The sequence below is a fragment of the Pseudomonas urmiensis genome (genome assembly GCF_014268815.2).
GTDB lineage: Bacteria > Pseudomonadota > Gammaproteobacteria > Pseudomonadales > Pseudomonadaceae > Aquipseudomonas > Aquipseudomonas urmiensis.
In genome coordinates this window covers 4,996,603-5,012,918 of sequence record NZ_JABWRE020000001.1, presented here as the reverse complement: position 1 = coordinate 5,012,918, position 16,316 = coordinate 4,996,603, and the positions used below count along the sequence as shown (strand labels likewise).

The 16,316-nt window shown below is 51.1% G+C and carries 9 protein-coding genes and 1 pseudogene; 7 read left to right on the top strand and 3 right to left on the bottom strand.

Annotated elements, in window-relative coordinates; translation table 11 throughout:
- The first annotated feature begins 199 nt into the window (after window positions 1-199).
- Together HU737_RS22675 and HU737_RS22670 are read left to right on the top strand one after the other, a co-directional pair.
- A complete protein-coding gene (locus HU737_RS22675) occupies window positions 200-1,897 on the top strand; it encodes a TnsD family Tn7-like transposition protein (RefSeq protein WP_186553102.1) in 1,698 nt (565 codons plus the stop codon).
- Window positions 1,898-1,981: 84 nt separating this feature from the next.
- Complete coding sequence (locus HU737_RS22670; RefSeq protein ID WP_186553101.1) at window positions 1,982-2,383, top strand: antitoxin Xre-like helix-turn-helix domain-containing protein; 402 nt, start codon at window positions 1,982-1,984, stop codon at window positions 2,381-2,383.
- 30 nt (window positions 2,384-2,413) lie between these two features.
- On the opposite strand, the gene HU737_RS22665 is transcribed toward HU737_RS22670, so the two are convergent.
- From HU737_RS22665 to HU737_RS26295, 3 genes and pseudogenes are all read right to left on the bottom strand, one after another.
- Window positions 2,414-2,842, bottom strand: a complete 429-nt coding sequence (locus tag HU737_RS22665; RefSeq protein WP_186553100.1) for a hypothetical protein — start codon at window positions 2,840-2,842, stop codon at window positions 2,414-2,416.
- Window positions 2,839-4,692, bottom strand: coding sequence for a DEAD/DEAH box helicase (locus HU737_RS22660; RefSeq protein WP_186553099.1), 1,854 nt, complete (start codon window positions 4,690-4,692; stop codon window positions 2,839-2,841). Before HU737_RS22660 ends, HU737_RS22665 begins: the two co-directional genes overlap by 4 nt.
- 557 nt (window positions 4,693-5,249) lie before the next feature.
- Window positions 5,250-5,450 (bottom strand): annotated as a pseudogene (locus tag HU737_RS26295) (cyclase family protein); the annotation flags it as partial.
- 985 nt (window positions 5,451-6,435) lie between these two features.
- Here HU737_RS26295 and HU737_RS22655 point away from each other — a divergent pair.
- The 5 genes from HU737_RS22655 (at window position 6,436) to HU737_RS22635 (ending at window position 15,933) form a co-directional block, all read left to right on the top strand.
- Window positions 6,436-7,971: an alpha/beta fold hydrolase gene (locus HU737_RS22655; RefSeq protein WP_225915639.1), complete on the top strand. Its 1,536-nt coding sequence runs from the start codon at window positions 6,436-6,438 to the stop codon at window positions 7,969-7,971.
- The gene (locus HU737_RS22650) at window positions 7,968-10,514 is read left to right on the top strand and encodes an AAA-like domain-containing protein (RefSeq protein WP_186553097.1); all 2,547 of its coding nucleotides are present in this window, start codon (window positions 7,968-7,970) and stop codon (window positions 10,512-10,514) included. The genes HU737_RS22655 and HU737_RS22650 overlap by 4 nt, the downstream gene beginning before the upstream one ends.
- A 219-nt stretch (window positions 10,515-10,733) precedes the next feature.
- A complete protein-coding gene (locus tag HU737_RS22645; protein WP_186553096.1) occupies window positions 10,734-12,653 on the top strand; it encodes an ATP-dependent nuclease in 1,920 nt (639 codons plus the stop codon).
- Window positions 12,650-14,560, top strand: a complete 1,911-nt coding sequence (locus tag HU737_RS22640) for a UvrD-helicase domain-containing protein (RefSeq protein ID WP_186553095.1) — start codon at window positions 12,650-12,652, stop codon at window positions 14,558-14,560. Before HU737_RS22645 ends, HU737_RS22640 begins: the two co-directional genes overlap by 4 nt.
- 446 nt (window positions 14,561-15,006) lie before the next feature.
- Complete coding sequence (locus HU737_RS22635) at window positions 15,007-15,933, top strand: hypothetical protein (RefSeq protein ID WP_225915638.1); 927 nt, start codon at window positions 15,007-15,009, stop codon at window positions 15,931-15,933.
- Window positions 15,934-16,316 lie beyond the last annotated feature (383 nt).

The window sequence follows — 16,316 nt, the reverse complement described above, 5'->3', positions numbered from 1 at the left end:
GATGTATACGTGATTTGTATCGGGTAGATACTGATCGGGATATAGCATGCAAATGTGTCCAAGTGCTAAGGCTAATTGACGGCGTGCTATGTGTAAATTTTCAAAAGTCCTGACCCCGATACAGGATTTCGTGTGTTACAAGTATGCCGATGACTGGATGTGCGTCCTTTCCGAGCCCTACCTTGTAAGTCGGTAACTCATGACTGATCTGCTATTTTTTCCTATGTCGATGCCGGACGAGATGCTGCACTCTCGTATTACGCGCTACCACTTCCTTTCAGGTAACAGAACCGTAGGGGAGACTTTCCGCGATCTGTTTGGCTCGAATCCCTTCAACGTCGGTATGCTTCCGAAGAAGATGGAGGTGCTGGCTGCCAGGCTTCCAGGTGTCACAGCAAGCAATCTTGACGAGCTGATCTGCACCAACACTACCTTTCCCGCTTACCGACCATTTCTAGGGATCAGTGAAGGGACGGAAGGGCTTTCGACAGGTTTCAGCTTCACTGGAGTAGCCCGAATTCCACGCAGGGAGGGGACGGTCCACTGCAAGGCAAAACTCTGTCCAACCTGCGTTCAGCAGGACCTTCTCGAATTGGGTTATGCGTACTGGCATCGCTCGCATCACTTGCCTGGTGTGTCCGTCTGTTCGCGTCACGGTGACCTGTTGATGCAAGCATGCCCGAGATGCTCTCACCCATTCTTCAGAAAGAATCGGATGCTACCGAGCCTTTCTGAGCCGTGTGTATGCGGTTGGAGCACGCTCACCCCTGCGCCAGTTAGTCAGGGTGCTCAGCTTGAAAAGAAATTTGCCCAATTCGCACACGAACTACTACAGCGTAATTTACCGCCGATGAGTAGTGATGCTTTGTGTTCCAGCTATTTACGACAATGCAAAAAACGGGGCTTCATACACGGAAGGTTTGCTGGAACAGCAAAGCTGTTTGACAGCATTCGTGATACATATGGCGATCAAGCCTTGTCGCAGATGTGCAGCGCCTACGCTGCGGGAAAGCATGAGCAGTGGATAAGGTTTACTTCCCACAATGGGCAAATGGACATGCCCCTTGCACGGCATATGATTATCGCGCTGCACTTGTTCGGCAGTGTTGATGCGTTTGAAAGCGCCTTGAAGAAAGAGAGTTTACTTCAAAGTATTGCAGGTGCAAGGCTGCGCGGGCTGCAAGGTAAACCACTCGTGGGCAAAGAAGCCCAGTTCCGTCAGAAAATTGAAACACTCCTGGCGGTTCGGGCGGACATCAACTTAGAGTATCTCTGGCAGAATGCCTATAAAGCAACACGATGGCTTTACGAGAACGACAAGTCGTGGCTGATGGCGAAGCTCAGCAAGCCAAAGCTCACGCCTATTGAGGTTGAAAGCGTCACTGACCCTCGTGACAAAGAGTTTGCTGCCATCTTGATTAAGGGGGCTGAGGAGATGTATCGCATTTCGCGAGGGCAGAAGCGAGTCAACATTAGCAATTTACAGAATCTACTCCCGATCAATCTGCCGAGGCATTGTGCAATCCGTAAGCACAAATTTCCCCTAGCTCTAGAGCAGGTTGATCTGCTCTTGGAATCGGTCTGGCACTTCCGATTGAGGAGGTTGATTTGTGCTGTTGACGATATGGTTAGACTTAACCTTCCCATTAACACTGGCAGTCTCCATGTGGTTTCCAGCGTTGCAAACCCGGTATTTCACGTATTAGTGAGCTTCTTCGAATGGGATTTGGAGGGTTTCGCAAAAAATGGCGTAGAACCGGAAGCCCTACTCAGATCCACTGGCGTATCAAGAGATTGGCAGGGACCTCCCGGCTTCAACGTTGTTCTTGGTGGAAACGCTTACTACCGCAATAGGCCATCGAGCGGTTTTTTGGAAAACGCGAATGATTTGGAGTGATCGAGTCCGGTACAGGGACGGCGGCAGCTTTGATCACCCGCTTGCTCAGCGGTAAGCTCATTAAAAACCGTAGGAGTTGAAATCATGATCAACAGGCAGCGCCTCAGCGGTGAGCAGTGTTCGGTCGGCTTGAAGGTCGCGCTTCGAATCATCAATGCCTGGCGAGCAACACCGGCGCAGGCTTGCAGCATCCTACGGATCTCTCAATCGACCTATCGCCGCGTTGCGCGGGGTCAGGAATGTGGGCAAAGACTGGATTTGGATCAGCAGCAGCGGATTGGCCTGGTGATAGGTATCCACGGATTCTTGAGAGCTGCATTCAGCAATCAGGATAATGTAAAGGGCTTTCCACTGTTCAAGAATGCCAATCCATTCTTTGAGGGGCGCACGCCTCTGGAGATTATGGCCCAAGGAGACCTGATCTCTCTGTACGAGACGTATCGGCGTATTGAGCAGATTCACTGCGGCGAAATCATCTCTGCTTGATGATCAGCCGCAGTGAGGAGAAGGCGAGGGTTAGGCTACCAACTGCAGGCGAGGAGCGATTGCAAGGTAGTCTTGCGGCATGGTCGATAGGATCGCGGCGACGCTCTCCTGTGGCAGCCGGTTAGAGAGCAGCGCTTCAAGTTTGGCCAACCGTTCTTGAACGGCGCGGGTGCGATCCCACTGAATGGCGAAGCGCTTGGCAGCGACCTTCTGCTCCACAAGCACCAGATGACGGCTGAGGTCGTAGGTGTAGCGCATGGTGATCTTGCTCGACGATCCGTCATCATCTGCCTCTTGGAAGGTCAGCTCGAACACCAGGCCCTGAGAGGTTTTCCGGGCCGAGGACTCGACGTAGTCTTCCTCGAAAAGATTGTCGATGAGCTCACTTGGCTGAACGCCATGGGTTACGTGGAGAGTCGAGAGCTCATCAACCAGAATTTTGATGGATTCAAGACTCATTTCAGCATTCTCCTCAGTTCGTTGATGATCACTTCCACGTCCTCAATTGACCTGGTCAGCAAGCCATTGTCGCGGTCAGCAACCCTACCGAATTTCTTCGCCAGCTTGGTGTTGATAAAGCTGACCAGTATACCGTCGTTAGGTGTGTTGGGTTTCACCATCGGCAGGTGGTTTTTGAATATCGGATAAAGGGTAGAAGCTTTTTCTGGGATCTGCAGGTCGCTGAGCAAGGTCGCGACTTCGTCTTGAGCCTTCTTCGTCAGAATTTCACGAAGCTGCTTGCGGGCGATCTCGGGCCGCTTCTCGACAAGGTTGGGATCTATGATTTGAGCCGCTTTCTTCGTCTCGGCGTTCAGGAACACGTTCTTGAGCTGTGCTAACACATCCGCGTCGTAGCCCTCGAGACCTGTAAGCGCCTGGACCTTTTGGGTCGCGATGGATTCGACCTCAGCCCTTTTCTCAGAGAAGATCTTGTTGAAGTCCAGGTCTGCAAGGTAGGAATCCTGATCACTCACGAATGCTTCGGAGGTGGAAACACCACCTAGCTCCTGCTCTTTGCGGGTGTAGTCCTCATCCGTGATGGTGTAGTCGCGTGTCCGCTGATGTTTTGCCCGATCAACCTCAGTCTGAAAGGCCGTCCACATCGCGTCCAGCCCGGTTTCCTTGTGATATATCACCACGGCATTGTTATCGATCTCAAAGGCCGTGATCTCCTCTTCCGGAATCGCTCGCAGGACCCTGCCGACGATCTGCGCAAAGGCGTTTTCACTTCGGTAGGGCCGGAAAAGCGCAAGAACTGTGAGGTAGCGGTGGTCGTAGCCTTCCATCAACATGTTCACGGAGATAACGACATCGCATTGATGGTTGTCGATGACCCGAAACGCTGCAGCGATATCGTCCTGATCCATGTAGCTGTGCACGACAGCCGCCTTCAGGTTTTTGGACTGATACCAGGTGCGCAGGTCCTCCGCATGGGTGATGCTGCAGCCAACAGCGAGAATCTTATGCGGCACATTTGGAGAGGTTTCCCGAAGCTCTCCTAGCTTCTGAATGCTCAGGTCGATGACGTCCATTGAGCATTCTGGAGACAAGGCGACGCTACGCTCTACCCACTCCCGGTCCTTGTATTCGAGAACTTGTTCCTTGGATAGCCGGATGCCTGGCTGTTCAGCGATTGTGAAGTACAGCTCGTGAGCACTGACGGTCTCTTTCCTCAGCCACTTCACGTACCGATCACGCATCACCTCAGAAAGCGGTGTCTTGTGGATTAGCTTTCCTGGTACTTCCTGGTTGTCGCCGCGAAATGGGGTGCCTGTCACGAAAATCTTCTTGGCCTTGGAGAAATGGGCCAAGGTCTTCTGCCAACTGCCCGCCGGCGCATGGTGTCCTTCATCGATGATGATGAGGTCGAAGAAGTCGGAGGTCACGCGCTTTATGAGTGACTGTCCGCGCTCGTTGTACACTTGCTGGATGTTCGAGTAGACGAAGTGGGCCTGCTCCAAGCTGGACTGATGCGTTTCTGATGTGAACTCACACGTGACTGGCAGATCCTCAGCACTGAAAATCACATCGAAATTGATCCAGAAATTGTCCTCCAGCAGATCTTGGGTCTTTCGGATGCTCTGCTTCGTGACCAGGCCCGGTGTGATGATCAATACACGACCCTTAGCCAGGCCGAACGGCACAATCGAAATCAGTCCGCTTTTGCCTGTTCCTGTTGGCAGGACGATCAACGCATCCTCGCTCGAGTTTTCGAAATGCTCCTGAGCCTTTATGTAGGCTTCGATCTGGGGGCTACGCAGCTTTTTATTGCCAAGGATGTTGGCTGCCGTATCGGTGAAGTAATTCATAGGCAGTCGTGGTTCCTTTCGGCGGCGCGCGCCAAGGTGCCCGCTCGTTGCGCGATTGCACGGCGACGGGTAGAAAAAATTGGATTGATTGGAGATGCTGCAGACCTGGGCATTGAAATATCCATATTTCGGGCCGAGCATCATCGGGGTTCGTGATGGCCCAGCGTGTGTGCTTTGGCTGATTGTAGCCTAGTGATATCACGCTTTGCGGCCTGATTTTCTTTCGTTTTGCGCCAAGGAACCAAAGCACTGAACATTTGTACCTTTCTTGAACAGGGTGAAATGCGCGGCACGACAACACCTTGGATATGCCGATAGGGGGCATGACCCATCTCTGACTCAGCGGAAGGATCTTCTCGCATGCTTTTACCTTACCGACGGACAACCTGCTTTCTGCCCTGAATGTGGAAAGCCAATCGACGCACAATCGCTCGGCTGGGAAGCAAAAGACCGTTCTACAATGGCAACCATCTGTTTCTCTGTGGGTGTGGTGCCCGCTAACTCATTGGGGAGGCATCCATGTGAGTACCGCTGTAGATAATGATCTGCAGGCGCTACTCCGCCCAAGAGTCATTACCCCGCAGGTCTTCCTTGCGCAGAACGGGAAACATGGCGTCAATCTCTGGCCAACCCTGCTGCTGGTGGTTTATGTAGTCGATCTTCGGCAACAGAGGCGGCGGATCGGTGTAGGGGTTGTTATTCGGGGTTACGGACAGGTCCAGCAGGCGACCTGTGTTCACAGCCTTGAGAGGTTTCATTGCGGCCGGCAGCGTAGCGGTTGCGACGGATTGGCAGATCGAGAGCATTGGGCAGCGGCCCGGCCACCGAGATCCCACAGCAGCGCGGCCATCAGTGACAGGCACAGCTCGCATACGGCGGAGCGCTCCAACGAAATCGGTCAGCTGGTTGCCTTCAACCAGCGGACGAGCATCCTCTACGTGCCGCTGCTGGAGCATACGCCTGATGGCTAGCCCCATGACTAAATGGCTTTCGCCATGACTTGAGACGCTGCACGAGCGCTTCCAGGCGCAGAGTGTTCAGGTCCACATCACCGGGGCCAAGGTTGTTGGCGAGCTGATCAATGGGCTGCTGCAGATCCTGCAGTTCTTCGCCGCGCCACACGGCTACTGACAACCACATAAAAAATCAGCACCTGCAGCAGGAAGCCTTGGCGCACTTGGCGCTGGAGGGAATCGAGAAATCAGCGGACAAAATCTTATTGTCGACGGTGGCAAGACCGTCGGCGACAAGCGCTTCCACGACGAAAATTGACGGCATGCATGCTTAGGAGGTCGAGTGTCTGCGCTATCTCGCCGAGATGCAGTTCCAAGCGGTCAACACGTACGAGGTCAAAGTTCTAGCCGGCTCTATTGGCATGTCTCACTGCCGGGCTCAATCTGATTGGCCCCATGGCTGTATGCAGCCCTACGATTTTGTTGATAGGTTTTGGTCTGCGTCTATTTGGATAATTTCGGCGGCGGGTGCGAATGAGGTAGAGGAATCACACCCCATCTTTCGTGAGCTCGGATCTGCGTGGTACTGCAGTTAGAGACCCATTACCCATGGACGTCTAGAGGCGCATCGATGTCCTCGGTTCGGAATCAAAGCAAAACCTACCGGCACCATGCCATCACATGCTTGATTTGAGGACTTGGTTGATGCTAAATACGATACAGAATGTAAGAATGCATCTGTCATTATTGTACAAAGGTACATGCGGATCGCGCCCGAAAAAATAAAGAGATGTCGCAATTGGCAAGGAAAACTGAATTGCAAACCACTCGGAGTACCAGAGGGAACGATGTAATTATCTTTATCCATGGGTTGTCTGGCTCAAGTGGAACTTGGGACCAAATGCTGAAGGTACTCATAGGGTATCGCGATTTGGACCATATTGGTTATGATTGTTATCAGTATCCAACTCAGCTATGGCGTGGGCCGTTTGGCAAAAAAATGTCAAGCATTCAAGAGATTTCCGAAGGCCTGAAGACGTTTATTGCATCCAAGCATAAAGGCAAAAATATCCTCATAGTGGCTCATAGTTTGGGCGGTGTAATCGCCAGGCACTACATACTAGAGTCTATGAAATTCAAAAGAGACCACTATGTTACGGGCTTGTTGTTGTACGCCTCTCCATTAGCAGGTGCCGGGTTGGCAAATCTTGCGTCGAGATTTTCGTGGCGACACCCTCACCTTAAACAGCTTTCAGTTAAAGCAGACTTGCTGACCTCGATGAATGGTGAGTGGGTTGCTTTAGATGTCGCCTCCTCGATAAAGGTCCGCAGTGTTATTGCCGGTAGTGATTCTGTTGTTTCGCGGGAAAGTTCGTCACCCTATGTTGGAGATCAAACGACTGATACGCTGATAGAGTATGGGCATATAAATATAACAAAGCCCGATAATGCCGAGGATTTGAGGTTTAAAATCCTGCGGGACTTCATCTCGCAGTGGACTCCCGATTCTAGTCTGTCTGGGTTCAATCCGAATAACTTTAGCGCTTCAGATATATTATTTGATGCTTATAGTACAAGAGTGGAAAAATTCTATGTGCCGCGCGCTGAGGATCAGGTAATTGCTGCTGCAGCAAACGCCTCTAATATTTGGCTGAGTGGGCCACCAGGTGTCGGAAAAACGGCTGCGCTGAAGCGGTTGATTACTAAAGAAAAATGGAAGTTCCATCACCTAATATTAGATAGCTTTCGTGATGTGACGGCGGCAGATCTTATGCGCGAAATCTGTAACGCTCTAAACGAGAGTGCAGGTGTAGATAAAGTGCTGCCGAGAGGTCTTACAGATAGTGATCTGGTGAAAGCGTTCAAAAAAGCTATTGCCAGCCTTGCAAATAATCAAGCGTTAGCATTACTAGTCGAAGAAATACCACTTGCTAGCGGTGCAGAGTATAATAAGTTCATCGATTATTGTTATAGAATGACTTTGGAATGTGAAAGCATTCATGACAATTGTCGTGTGATATGGCTTTTCTCGTCTATTAAAGATCCTACGAAAGATTTGAAAGAGTGCACTGCTAAGCTGTATGAAAAAATACAATTTATTGGGTTTGGCGCTTGGAGAGATACTGACATAACCACGCTGATATCAATGATAAATACCAATCTAAGTACTGGTTTTAGTCCAGAGGACGTAGGTCTTATTGTATCAAGTTGTAACGGTTCACCACGATTTGTAAAAATGCTTTTTAGGAGTACGCGAAACGAAATCGGTGGTTCTGCGCCTTTGCGGGAGCTGTTGGGAAACGTTAAGAGAGATGTTGTAACATGACTGCTCGAGTCCTTGCGCCTGCTACCATTATTCCGGCACATCTATATGTTGAACGATCAGCAGATCGCCAGCTTAAAACTGTGATCGATGAGATGGGACGCCCCGGTTACATTCTGGTGTCCCGTCAGATGGGTAAGACAAACCTGCTTTTAAATATGAAGCGAAACCGCTCCATGGATTTGGTGGTCTATTTCGATTTATCAAATAGGTTTGAGACCGCAAGAAAGTTTTTCAGGAATATAATAGACACTATACTGGAGATGAGTCCTGAGTTATTTGAATCTGCCGCTAAAGTCATAGATGGCCAAAGGCGAGGGGATGAGCTGGAGGACAGTGTAGAATACGATAGGCATTTGCGGTTGTTGCTCAAGTCCGCTAACAAAAAGATTGTTATTATTCTGGATGAGATTGACTCACTAATAGGCTGCACATACTCTGATTCGATTTTGGCACAAGTTAGGAGCATGTATTTCTCTCGAGGGAATCATGAAATATATAATAATTTAACCTACGTTTTGTCAGGCGTCGCTGAGCCAGGCGACTTGATTAAAGATAAGAATATTTCGCCATTTAATATAGGTGAGAAGATCTATCTAGAGGATTTTACTCGCTCAGAGTTTGATGAATTTGTTAGCCGTGCCAAGCTTAAAGTTGGCTCATCTGTTTCCGATCGAATCTATTGGTGGACGGACGGCAACCCTAGAATTTCGTGGGATATATGCTCTGAGGTTGAGCTGGAGATTGCTGCAGGAAAAGACGCAACTCCTTTGCTGGTTGATGAGATTGTAGATCGGCTCTATTATCAGGAGCATGACCGAGCCCCTGTTGATCATATCAGGGCATTGGTGGAGGGCGACGCGAGCATACGTAATGCTATCATGTCGATACGATATGATCGTGGCAACTTTGCTGATGACCGCGTTAAAGGTAAACTATATTTAGCTGGCATTGCAAAATCAGATAGAGCACTTGGCATTGTAATAAAGAATCGAGTAATTGATGGGGCACTTTCAGAGCGCTGGATAAAACAGCTTGAAGACTCAGAGCCGTCAGCACTCACTATCGCAAGCGAGGCATTTTCTGCCAAAGATTACGTTAAAGCAAAAAAATACTTTGCTGAAGTTTTTGCTGCAGATGTTGAGGAATTGGTTGAGTCAAAGCGTATTGATTATGCAAGCTCGCTGTTCTATAGTGGCGATTTTAATGATGCGATTGACCAGTATGAGCTTATTGAAGCTGAAACGGTAGATGAAAGAATTCGACAGCTCTGTAGTTTGCAAGCTGGAGGCGCTTATCTAGCGCTGAAAAATTATCAGTCAGCGCTGAATAAGCTTCAGACTGCATTGGTTGGTCCGGATAGAGCTCTCGTAGTAAGCGCCAAGCTTAATCTTCAAGTTGCGTATGCAAGGATGAAGGTGCAGGAATACAGATCTGCAGCGATCTCTTTGAGTGAAGATTTAATTGAACAAATTCAGTCGATTAACGAGCCAGATCAGAAGTATTTGTTGACCACAGCGCTTGCTAATGCATCCCTGATATATAGCTTGTACGGTAATAAAGATCTTTCAACGGCAGCGCTGGAGAGGGCGAGGTCTGTAGCTCCGCTAGAGTTTATGCCATTCTTACTTGTTGAAGGTTTGAAGCGCTCCGATGAAGCGAATGAGAAAAAGAGCTTGCTGGCTGAGTTTGTTGAGCTTGTAACTGATAATAGGCTAAAGCTTATATCTGATGCTCAGTCGCCACTTGGCTTAACTAAGTTGGTTTTAAGTTTGGCGGTGGTCGGGCTGGCCACATACGCTGATGATCAGTTCGATAGTTTCGTTCGAGTCATTAAGGATAAGTATTACCAACCTACATCTAGCATTGTTTCCATACTGATTGATCTCGCAGAAGCAGTGGAAACGGAGGATAATTCCCCTGGAGCTGTGTTGCTTTTGCGTGCTGAAAGCACTTATTTGACAAGCGATGTTCCGGAGTTTGAGCGAATCCGCCTTTATAGACATTTGGCTAACTCTCAGTCAAATGTGTCTGCAGGTTCTTGGGGGATGAAATTCCTTCGTACTCTTAATGCGCATTGCCCGCCAGACTTGCTTGGTGAGCAAGATGCTATCGTTGCTGCTAACTTCATGGTTGGTCGATTCAGCAGTAAACGGTCCGAGTTGGCTGAGTGTTTTGAGTTGTGGAGAAGATTCGAAGATACGGCAAGTGAAAAATGGCCAGAGTGGGGAATGCTCTTCCTTTATCTGCAAATGCAATGCGCCTTGGACGTAAAAAATGTTGAGGATTCCTCGCTGTTTGCATCCAAGATAATATCTGTTTCTGAAAAGCTTGAGATGAAAGGTAAAGCTTTTGAAGCGTTGGCGCCCTTCCTGAATGGGGCTAATGATCACTTGCGAAGCATAAAGAGCGTCCAACTTAAGAATTTCAAGCGAAACGACAAGGTTGTCGTTAAGTATAAGGACGCAGACCCGATAGTATCAAAGTTCAAGAATGTAGAAGGTGATTTGCGTTCGGGGTTGTGCACGCTGATTGGGCGTAGCTAGCAAAACGAACGTCCATTCGTAGCGCACCTGAAAACCGCCCGTCCAGGCGGTTTTTTTTGTGGCTGGCTTTCAGGCCGTCCTTGCTCGGCAATGGCTCCCTGCTACTAAATTACCCTTCCGACCCGCTTTGTCCCGTGATAAAAGCCAATTTCAGCCACAGAGTGCACGGAGTGCCTTGCTCCATCCGGGTCAGGCTTTCCAACAGGACGGAGAAGCAAAATGCATTTGAAGCGGATCAGGGCGTCGAATTTTAGGGCATTTGGCGATGGTACGGCGGCTCCAGCACTTGATTGGGAGCTCGCCCCCGGCCTCAACATCCTTGTTGGGGAAAACGATTCAGGCAAGACTTCGGTGGTTGACGCGATCCGCTACGTGCTCTGGACAACCAGCTACGAGTTCGTCCGCCTCTTCGAAACTGATTTTCACATCAAGGGTAAGACCCGAGCCCGCTCTTTGTTCATTGAGGCCACCCTTGTGGACCTCGACCCAGCGCAAGAGGCTTCCGTTCTCGAATGGATGACCCACGAAGCGGACGGGTCTCATAGCTTGGTCGTCTATCTGCAAGCGCGTTGGATACCGCCCAAGGCCAACAAGCGTGGGCGAGTCGAGGCAATCACCTGCTCAGGTCCGAATGGCACCGGGCCTGAGATCGGCACTGCGGTTCGTGAACTCATCCGGGCCACCTACTTGCGACCTCTGAGAGATGCCGAAGCTGAGCTACGCCCGGGTCGTCAGTCTCGCTTATCGCAAATTCTGGGCGCTCATAAGCGTATTGATGGACAGGAGAAAAATGACTTCGACATAGCTGCTCCAGCTACCGTCCCCAGTAACTTGGTAGGGTTGATGGCGTTTGCTCAGCACCATCTGGGCGAGCATCAGGTCATTAAGGATGTTCAGGACGACGTCAATGACAACTACCTGAACAAGTTTGCGTTTGCTGGCGATGCGCTGTCCTCACGTATCCAGATCGCTCCGGAGCTGGGCCTGCAGCCCATTCTGGAGCGTTTTGAGTTGGCGCTGCTACCATCCTCTACCATCGATCCAGGTGAGCGATGCATTCGCGGGCTCGGCTATAACAACGCTCTGTTCATGGCAACTGAACTGGTTCTGCTGCGTGACGGTGAAGAGCTCGGATTACTGTTGATCGAGGAGCCTGAGGCCCATCTCCACCCGCAGTTGCAGGAGCGCGTTCAGCAGCTTCTGGAACGCACCTCCAAGGCAGTTGAGCAAGATAGCCGGCCTGTTCAGATCGTGATGACCACCCACAGCCCATCCCTAGCGGCGGGCGCGGACATCGCGAGCCTTACCTTGGTGAACCGTGCTCAGCTGTTCAGCTTGGCTCACGGGAAGACCAAGCTGCTGAAAAGCGACTACGAGTTCTTGAGACGTTTTATCGATGCTACCAAAGCGAACCTGTTCTTCGCTCGAGGTGTTGCGATCGTAGAGGGGCCAGCAGAAACGCTGCTTTTGCCCGCCTTGGCGGCGGCCGCAGGATACTCTTTCAACGAACACGGGATCTCTTGCGTAAACGTCGGCGGGGTTGGGCTTTATCACTACGCTCGAATCCTCCAGCCGAGTGATGGTTCGGCTATTCCCATCCCTGTCGCATGCATCACGGATCGTGACATCGTTCCTGACGAGGCCACTTACGTATCCGCTCCCAAGAAAAGTAAACGATTCGAAAAAGACTACACGCCGGAGGAGGCCGAGGCGTTGGTCAAAACAAAGATCGACCGCGCCCAGGGCGGCAGCACAATTGTCTGTGTCTCCAACAAATGGACATTGGAATACGATCTCGCCTTTTACGGATGCGCCCGGTTGATGCATGACGCGATTCATTTGGCTAAGAAGGCAAATTCGAGGGGTGAACGGCTGACGGAGGAAGATGAAAAGAAAGCCATTGTCGAGTCAGCAGCGTTCTGGGAAAAACTCTCGAATGCCGGGCATTCGAAAGTGGAGCTGGCATCCCTCATCTATCAACCGCTCGTAGAGAAGCAGGCATCAAAAGCCATCACCGCCCAATACGCTGCTCACCTGATTTCAACAGGCGATTATGGGAAAGGAGATGAGTTGTTCAACAATCTGCCGCCTTACCTACAGCGGGCGCTGCGTCATCTGACTGGCAGGACGGAGCCATGACCGTCCCAGTGATCGACGCTACAGATCTTGAGGCTCTAAACGACCTGACTCCCGACTTGAACTTCAATGATCACGAGCGACGTACCGTGCTACTGGAGAACCAGTCTCGTGACATCAACGCCGCGCCAGGTAGTGGTAAGACCACAGTGCTCGCAGCGAAGCTGTTGATGCTGAGCCGCAGATGGACCTCAAGCCGCGCAGGCGTTTGTGTGCTCAGTCATACAAATGTCGCCCGTGATGAAATTCAGCGCCGGTTAGGTACAAGCCATGACGGGAGTCGCCTACTCACGCATCCTCACTTCATAGGGACGATTCACGCCATGGTGAATCAGTTTCTGGCTCTGCCGTACCTGCGAAGTAAGGGGATGACCGTCGATGTGATCGACAACGACATCTTTGCCCGTCGAGCATTAGGTTTAGCCCATGCCAATTACAGCTTGCGGCGCTATATGGAGATGAATCCAGGTGTCGCGCCCATGCTAGAGGGGCTGGTCTACAAAGGATCATCTCTGGACCTAGCCAGTGAATCTGGCTCGCTTCCCAAGCCAAGCGCGAAAACCTATCCGGCAATTGTCGGTATCAAACAAACCCTCGCCGCCGAGGGGGTTTTCCGGCACGCGGACATGTTCGCGTACGCGGAGTGCCTGATGACTCAATTCCCCAAGGTTCGGGCCCAACTATCCCGCAGGTTCCCTGTCGTCTTTATCGACGAAATGCAGGATACGTCCTGGGAGCAAGAGCGTTTGTTGCAGTTGATGTTCGACGACACCGTCATCATTCAGCGCTTCGGCGATATCAATCAGCGAATCCTAGGTAGTTCGGAGGGAGCGGAAAACCTGACGTTCCCACGAGGCGACGCGCTGCCGATCTCCTCCAGCAAACGCTTCGGTCCTCATATCGCTCAGTCCGTGTCCAGAACACAGCTGACAGGTACCGCTGTAACTGGAGAGAGCGAAGACCGTCACGCCTCCATGTTGATCGTCTACAGCACCGAACGTGTACAAGATGTGATCTCGACGTTTGGAGAGCATGTACTAGACCGCTTCAGCGATACCGATCTGACCAATGGGAAAGTCAAAGCTCTTTGCGCTCGCAAACAGGGCGATGCCGCAAAACAGATAGCAGGCCGTACCCTACTGGACTACTGGCCTGCTTCCACAGGCGATCAATTACCTGGGCTCAAGCTTGTGCAATTTTGGGCGCTTCTCGGTGGGTCTAAACCTGCCGTAAATGCATCGTGTTCATCACGATTTGAAGAGATCCGCAGAGCGCTATTTCTGGTGCTGCGCGCCGCCAAAGCGCAGATTGTCGAAGGCTTGAAAGCTGATCATCAGCTGATTCGCAAACTGCGTGATGCTGATAAGGACGTGTCGGCTTTCCGGTTGCTGATGCGTGATTTATGCATGGCAAACGTGGCGGAAGCAGATGAAGAAAGGCGCGTCCGTATAGTGAATGCACTGTACGTAAAGCTGCGCTCGTTGCTCCCAGATCATATGCCACTGCAGATATTCAGCGAGCTTCCGGTTTTTCACCGGCCAGCGACCATGGCTATTCACGGGCTACACCGATCGATTTGTTCAATCGAAAAAAATGGTCGCACCTTAAACGTTCACATCGGGACACTCGCCTCGATGAAAGGTGAAACGCACTTGGCAACCCTCGTCATGGAGTCTCTAGGTTATCCAAGTCGTCGTTTCGATCTGGAGCTCGCGCTGCCCATCATTGCAGGGATCGGTACTCGAGCCAAAAAAACGCCTGAGAGTCAGCTATCTCAGTACCGCAATCTGTATGTCGGAATGTCACGACCTACCAGCTTTCTTTGCCTGGCGGTCAACGCAGAACGGGTTTCAGAAGAGTGTAAAGCGGCGTTGGCCGCGCAGGGGTGGGTTATTACCCACTTGCTGTAGCAGAGCAATGTATACGCAATGGCGGATTTGTGGGGGCCGGTCAACGATATGTAGACAGTTATCGTGCCGTTGTTTCCCTTGCGCCTCCAGCTGAGTAATTGCATGTACTTGACCACCCATTTGCATTCGAGCTGACCGGTCGTTTGCATCGGATTTGACTAGCCCACTGTCCGACTCTAACCGGCAGAAGTCGGCAATCTGCTACATGTTGCAAAGGGCTGCAATCGACCCATAGCAGCCCTTCGCTAAGGGCCGCTAACGGCCAGATGCGGACATTTGGCAGTGACGGTTTTTCGTCCTAGGTTCTGTGCACAAACTAGGGGTGGCACGGTACGAAGATGGTTAGGTAGCCGATATGATTTTTCTCGACTTAGTGAAATACTAAACCGCTAGATCAGCCGAGCCTACCACGACGGCCAAGCAGGCGAGTTAACCACGAGGCGCTCATGCAGAAAACCACCGTCATCCTCGATCAGTACGGAAGACCCATTGTCCAGCAATCTCGTCTGGTTGTGGCTGCGTTGGATGTGCACGGTAACATCGACTCATCGACCATCCAATTCAAGGATGAGTGGGACAATGGCTTGAGGAGTTTGGACCTGGTCGTTGCCACTAGCGGAGCGGACCTGCTGGAGCTGCTCACCTATGAGCTTGGCCTCGTAAGTGTGAATGAGCAAGGGTTGCTACAGCACCGCATTGTATTGACACCGGACGTTCACGTGACCGTGATGCGTGTTCTTGGGCGGATTGCGGAGGCGCTGATCGTTCGGGAGTGTAACCGAAACCCTACTGCAAATCGGCGCTGGGCGATGTATGCGCGTCGGGGCAAAATCCCCCACAGAGGGCTGGATAACTACAAAGCAGTAGGGACTGGGTTACACACCACAGAGAGGCTTTATCCGACCAAATATCGCCCTAGCGATACGCAGCGCGACATCATCTGGGTGCATGTCGAGGACTTGGTGTCCGAGCTGATAGAGAAAAGACAGGTTGGAGCTAGTGCTGGGGTTCCAGCTGGCTTGCAGATCAAGGTGAGCCAGGATGGCTTTCGGTATATTTATAGGTCGGATATCAGGCGTGGCCGCTACGAAATACCACTCGTGTACTTCGATCTTGCAAACGATTATTACAAACTGACCAATGCTATCTACCAAGAAGAAAGGGACAATGTTCGTATTGGTGTAGACATCTTACGAGGGAGAGATGTCTCTCCAGAGATCCACGAGTGGCTGCAGTCATACTATGACGTAGTCTACAACCTCGTAACTGGAAGGCTGACCCTTGACGCACTCATCCGTGACGAATTGCTCCTAGATGCATTCAAAAAGGATGTCCAAGAGCACAACCTTGGAGGTGATCTGATTGTCGTTTAATGAATCAACGGTTAGGGAGTAGCCAAGCGCGAACGTCGGTTAAGTTGACTGTTTAGCTGCATTGGCCGTTGCTGCAATTCCCAAGCGGCGGCTTTGGGTCGGCTTCAGCAGGTTGAGGGCATGCAGTAGGCCGGTCAAGCCTCGCGCAAACGCCTGGTCATGTCGAATACAAATGACTGGTCAGTGGCAATGAAATCAACTGCTCAGATGGTGTGCAATTTCCCACCAGCACTGTGACAAACGATCTCAACTGGCGCGCTGTTATCAGCTCCGGGCAACTCGACGTGCGCGCGGAGGACCTACAGCATTGGTGGGTTGCTTAAAGTGAACTCGTCCCTGTTTGTGTCAAACTATATTATGTGCAGCGGGATGCTTTTTTCGAC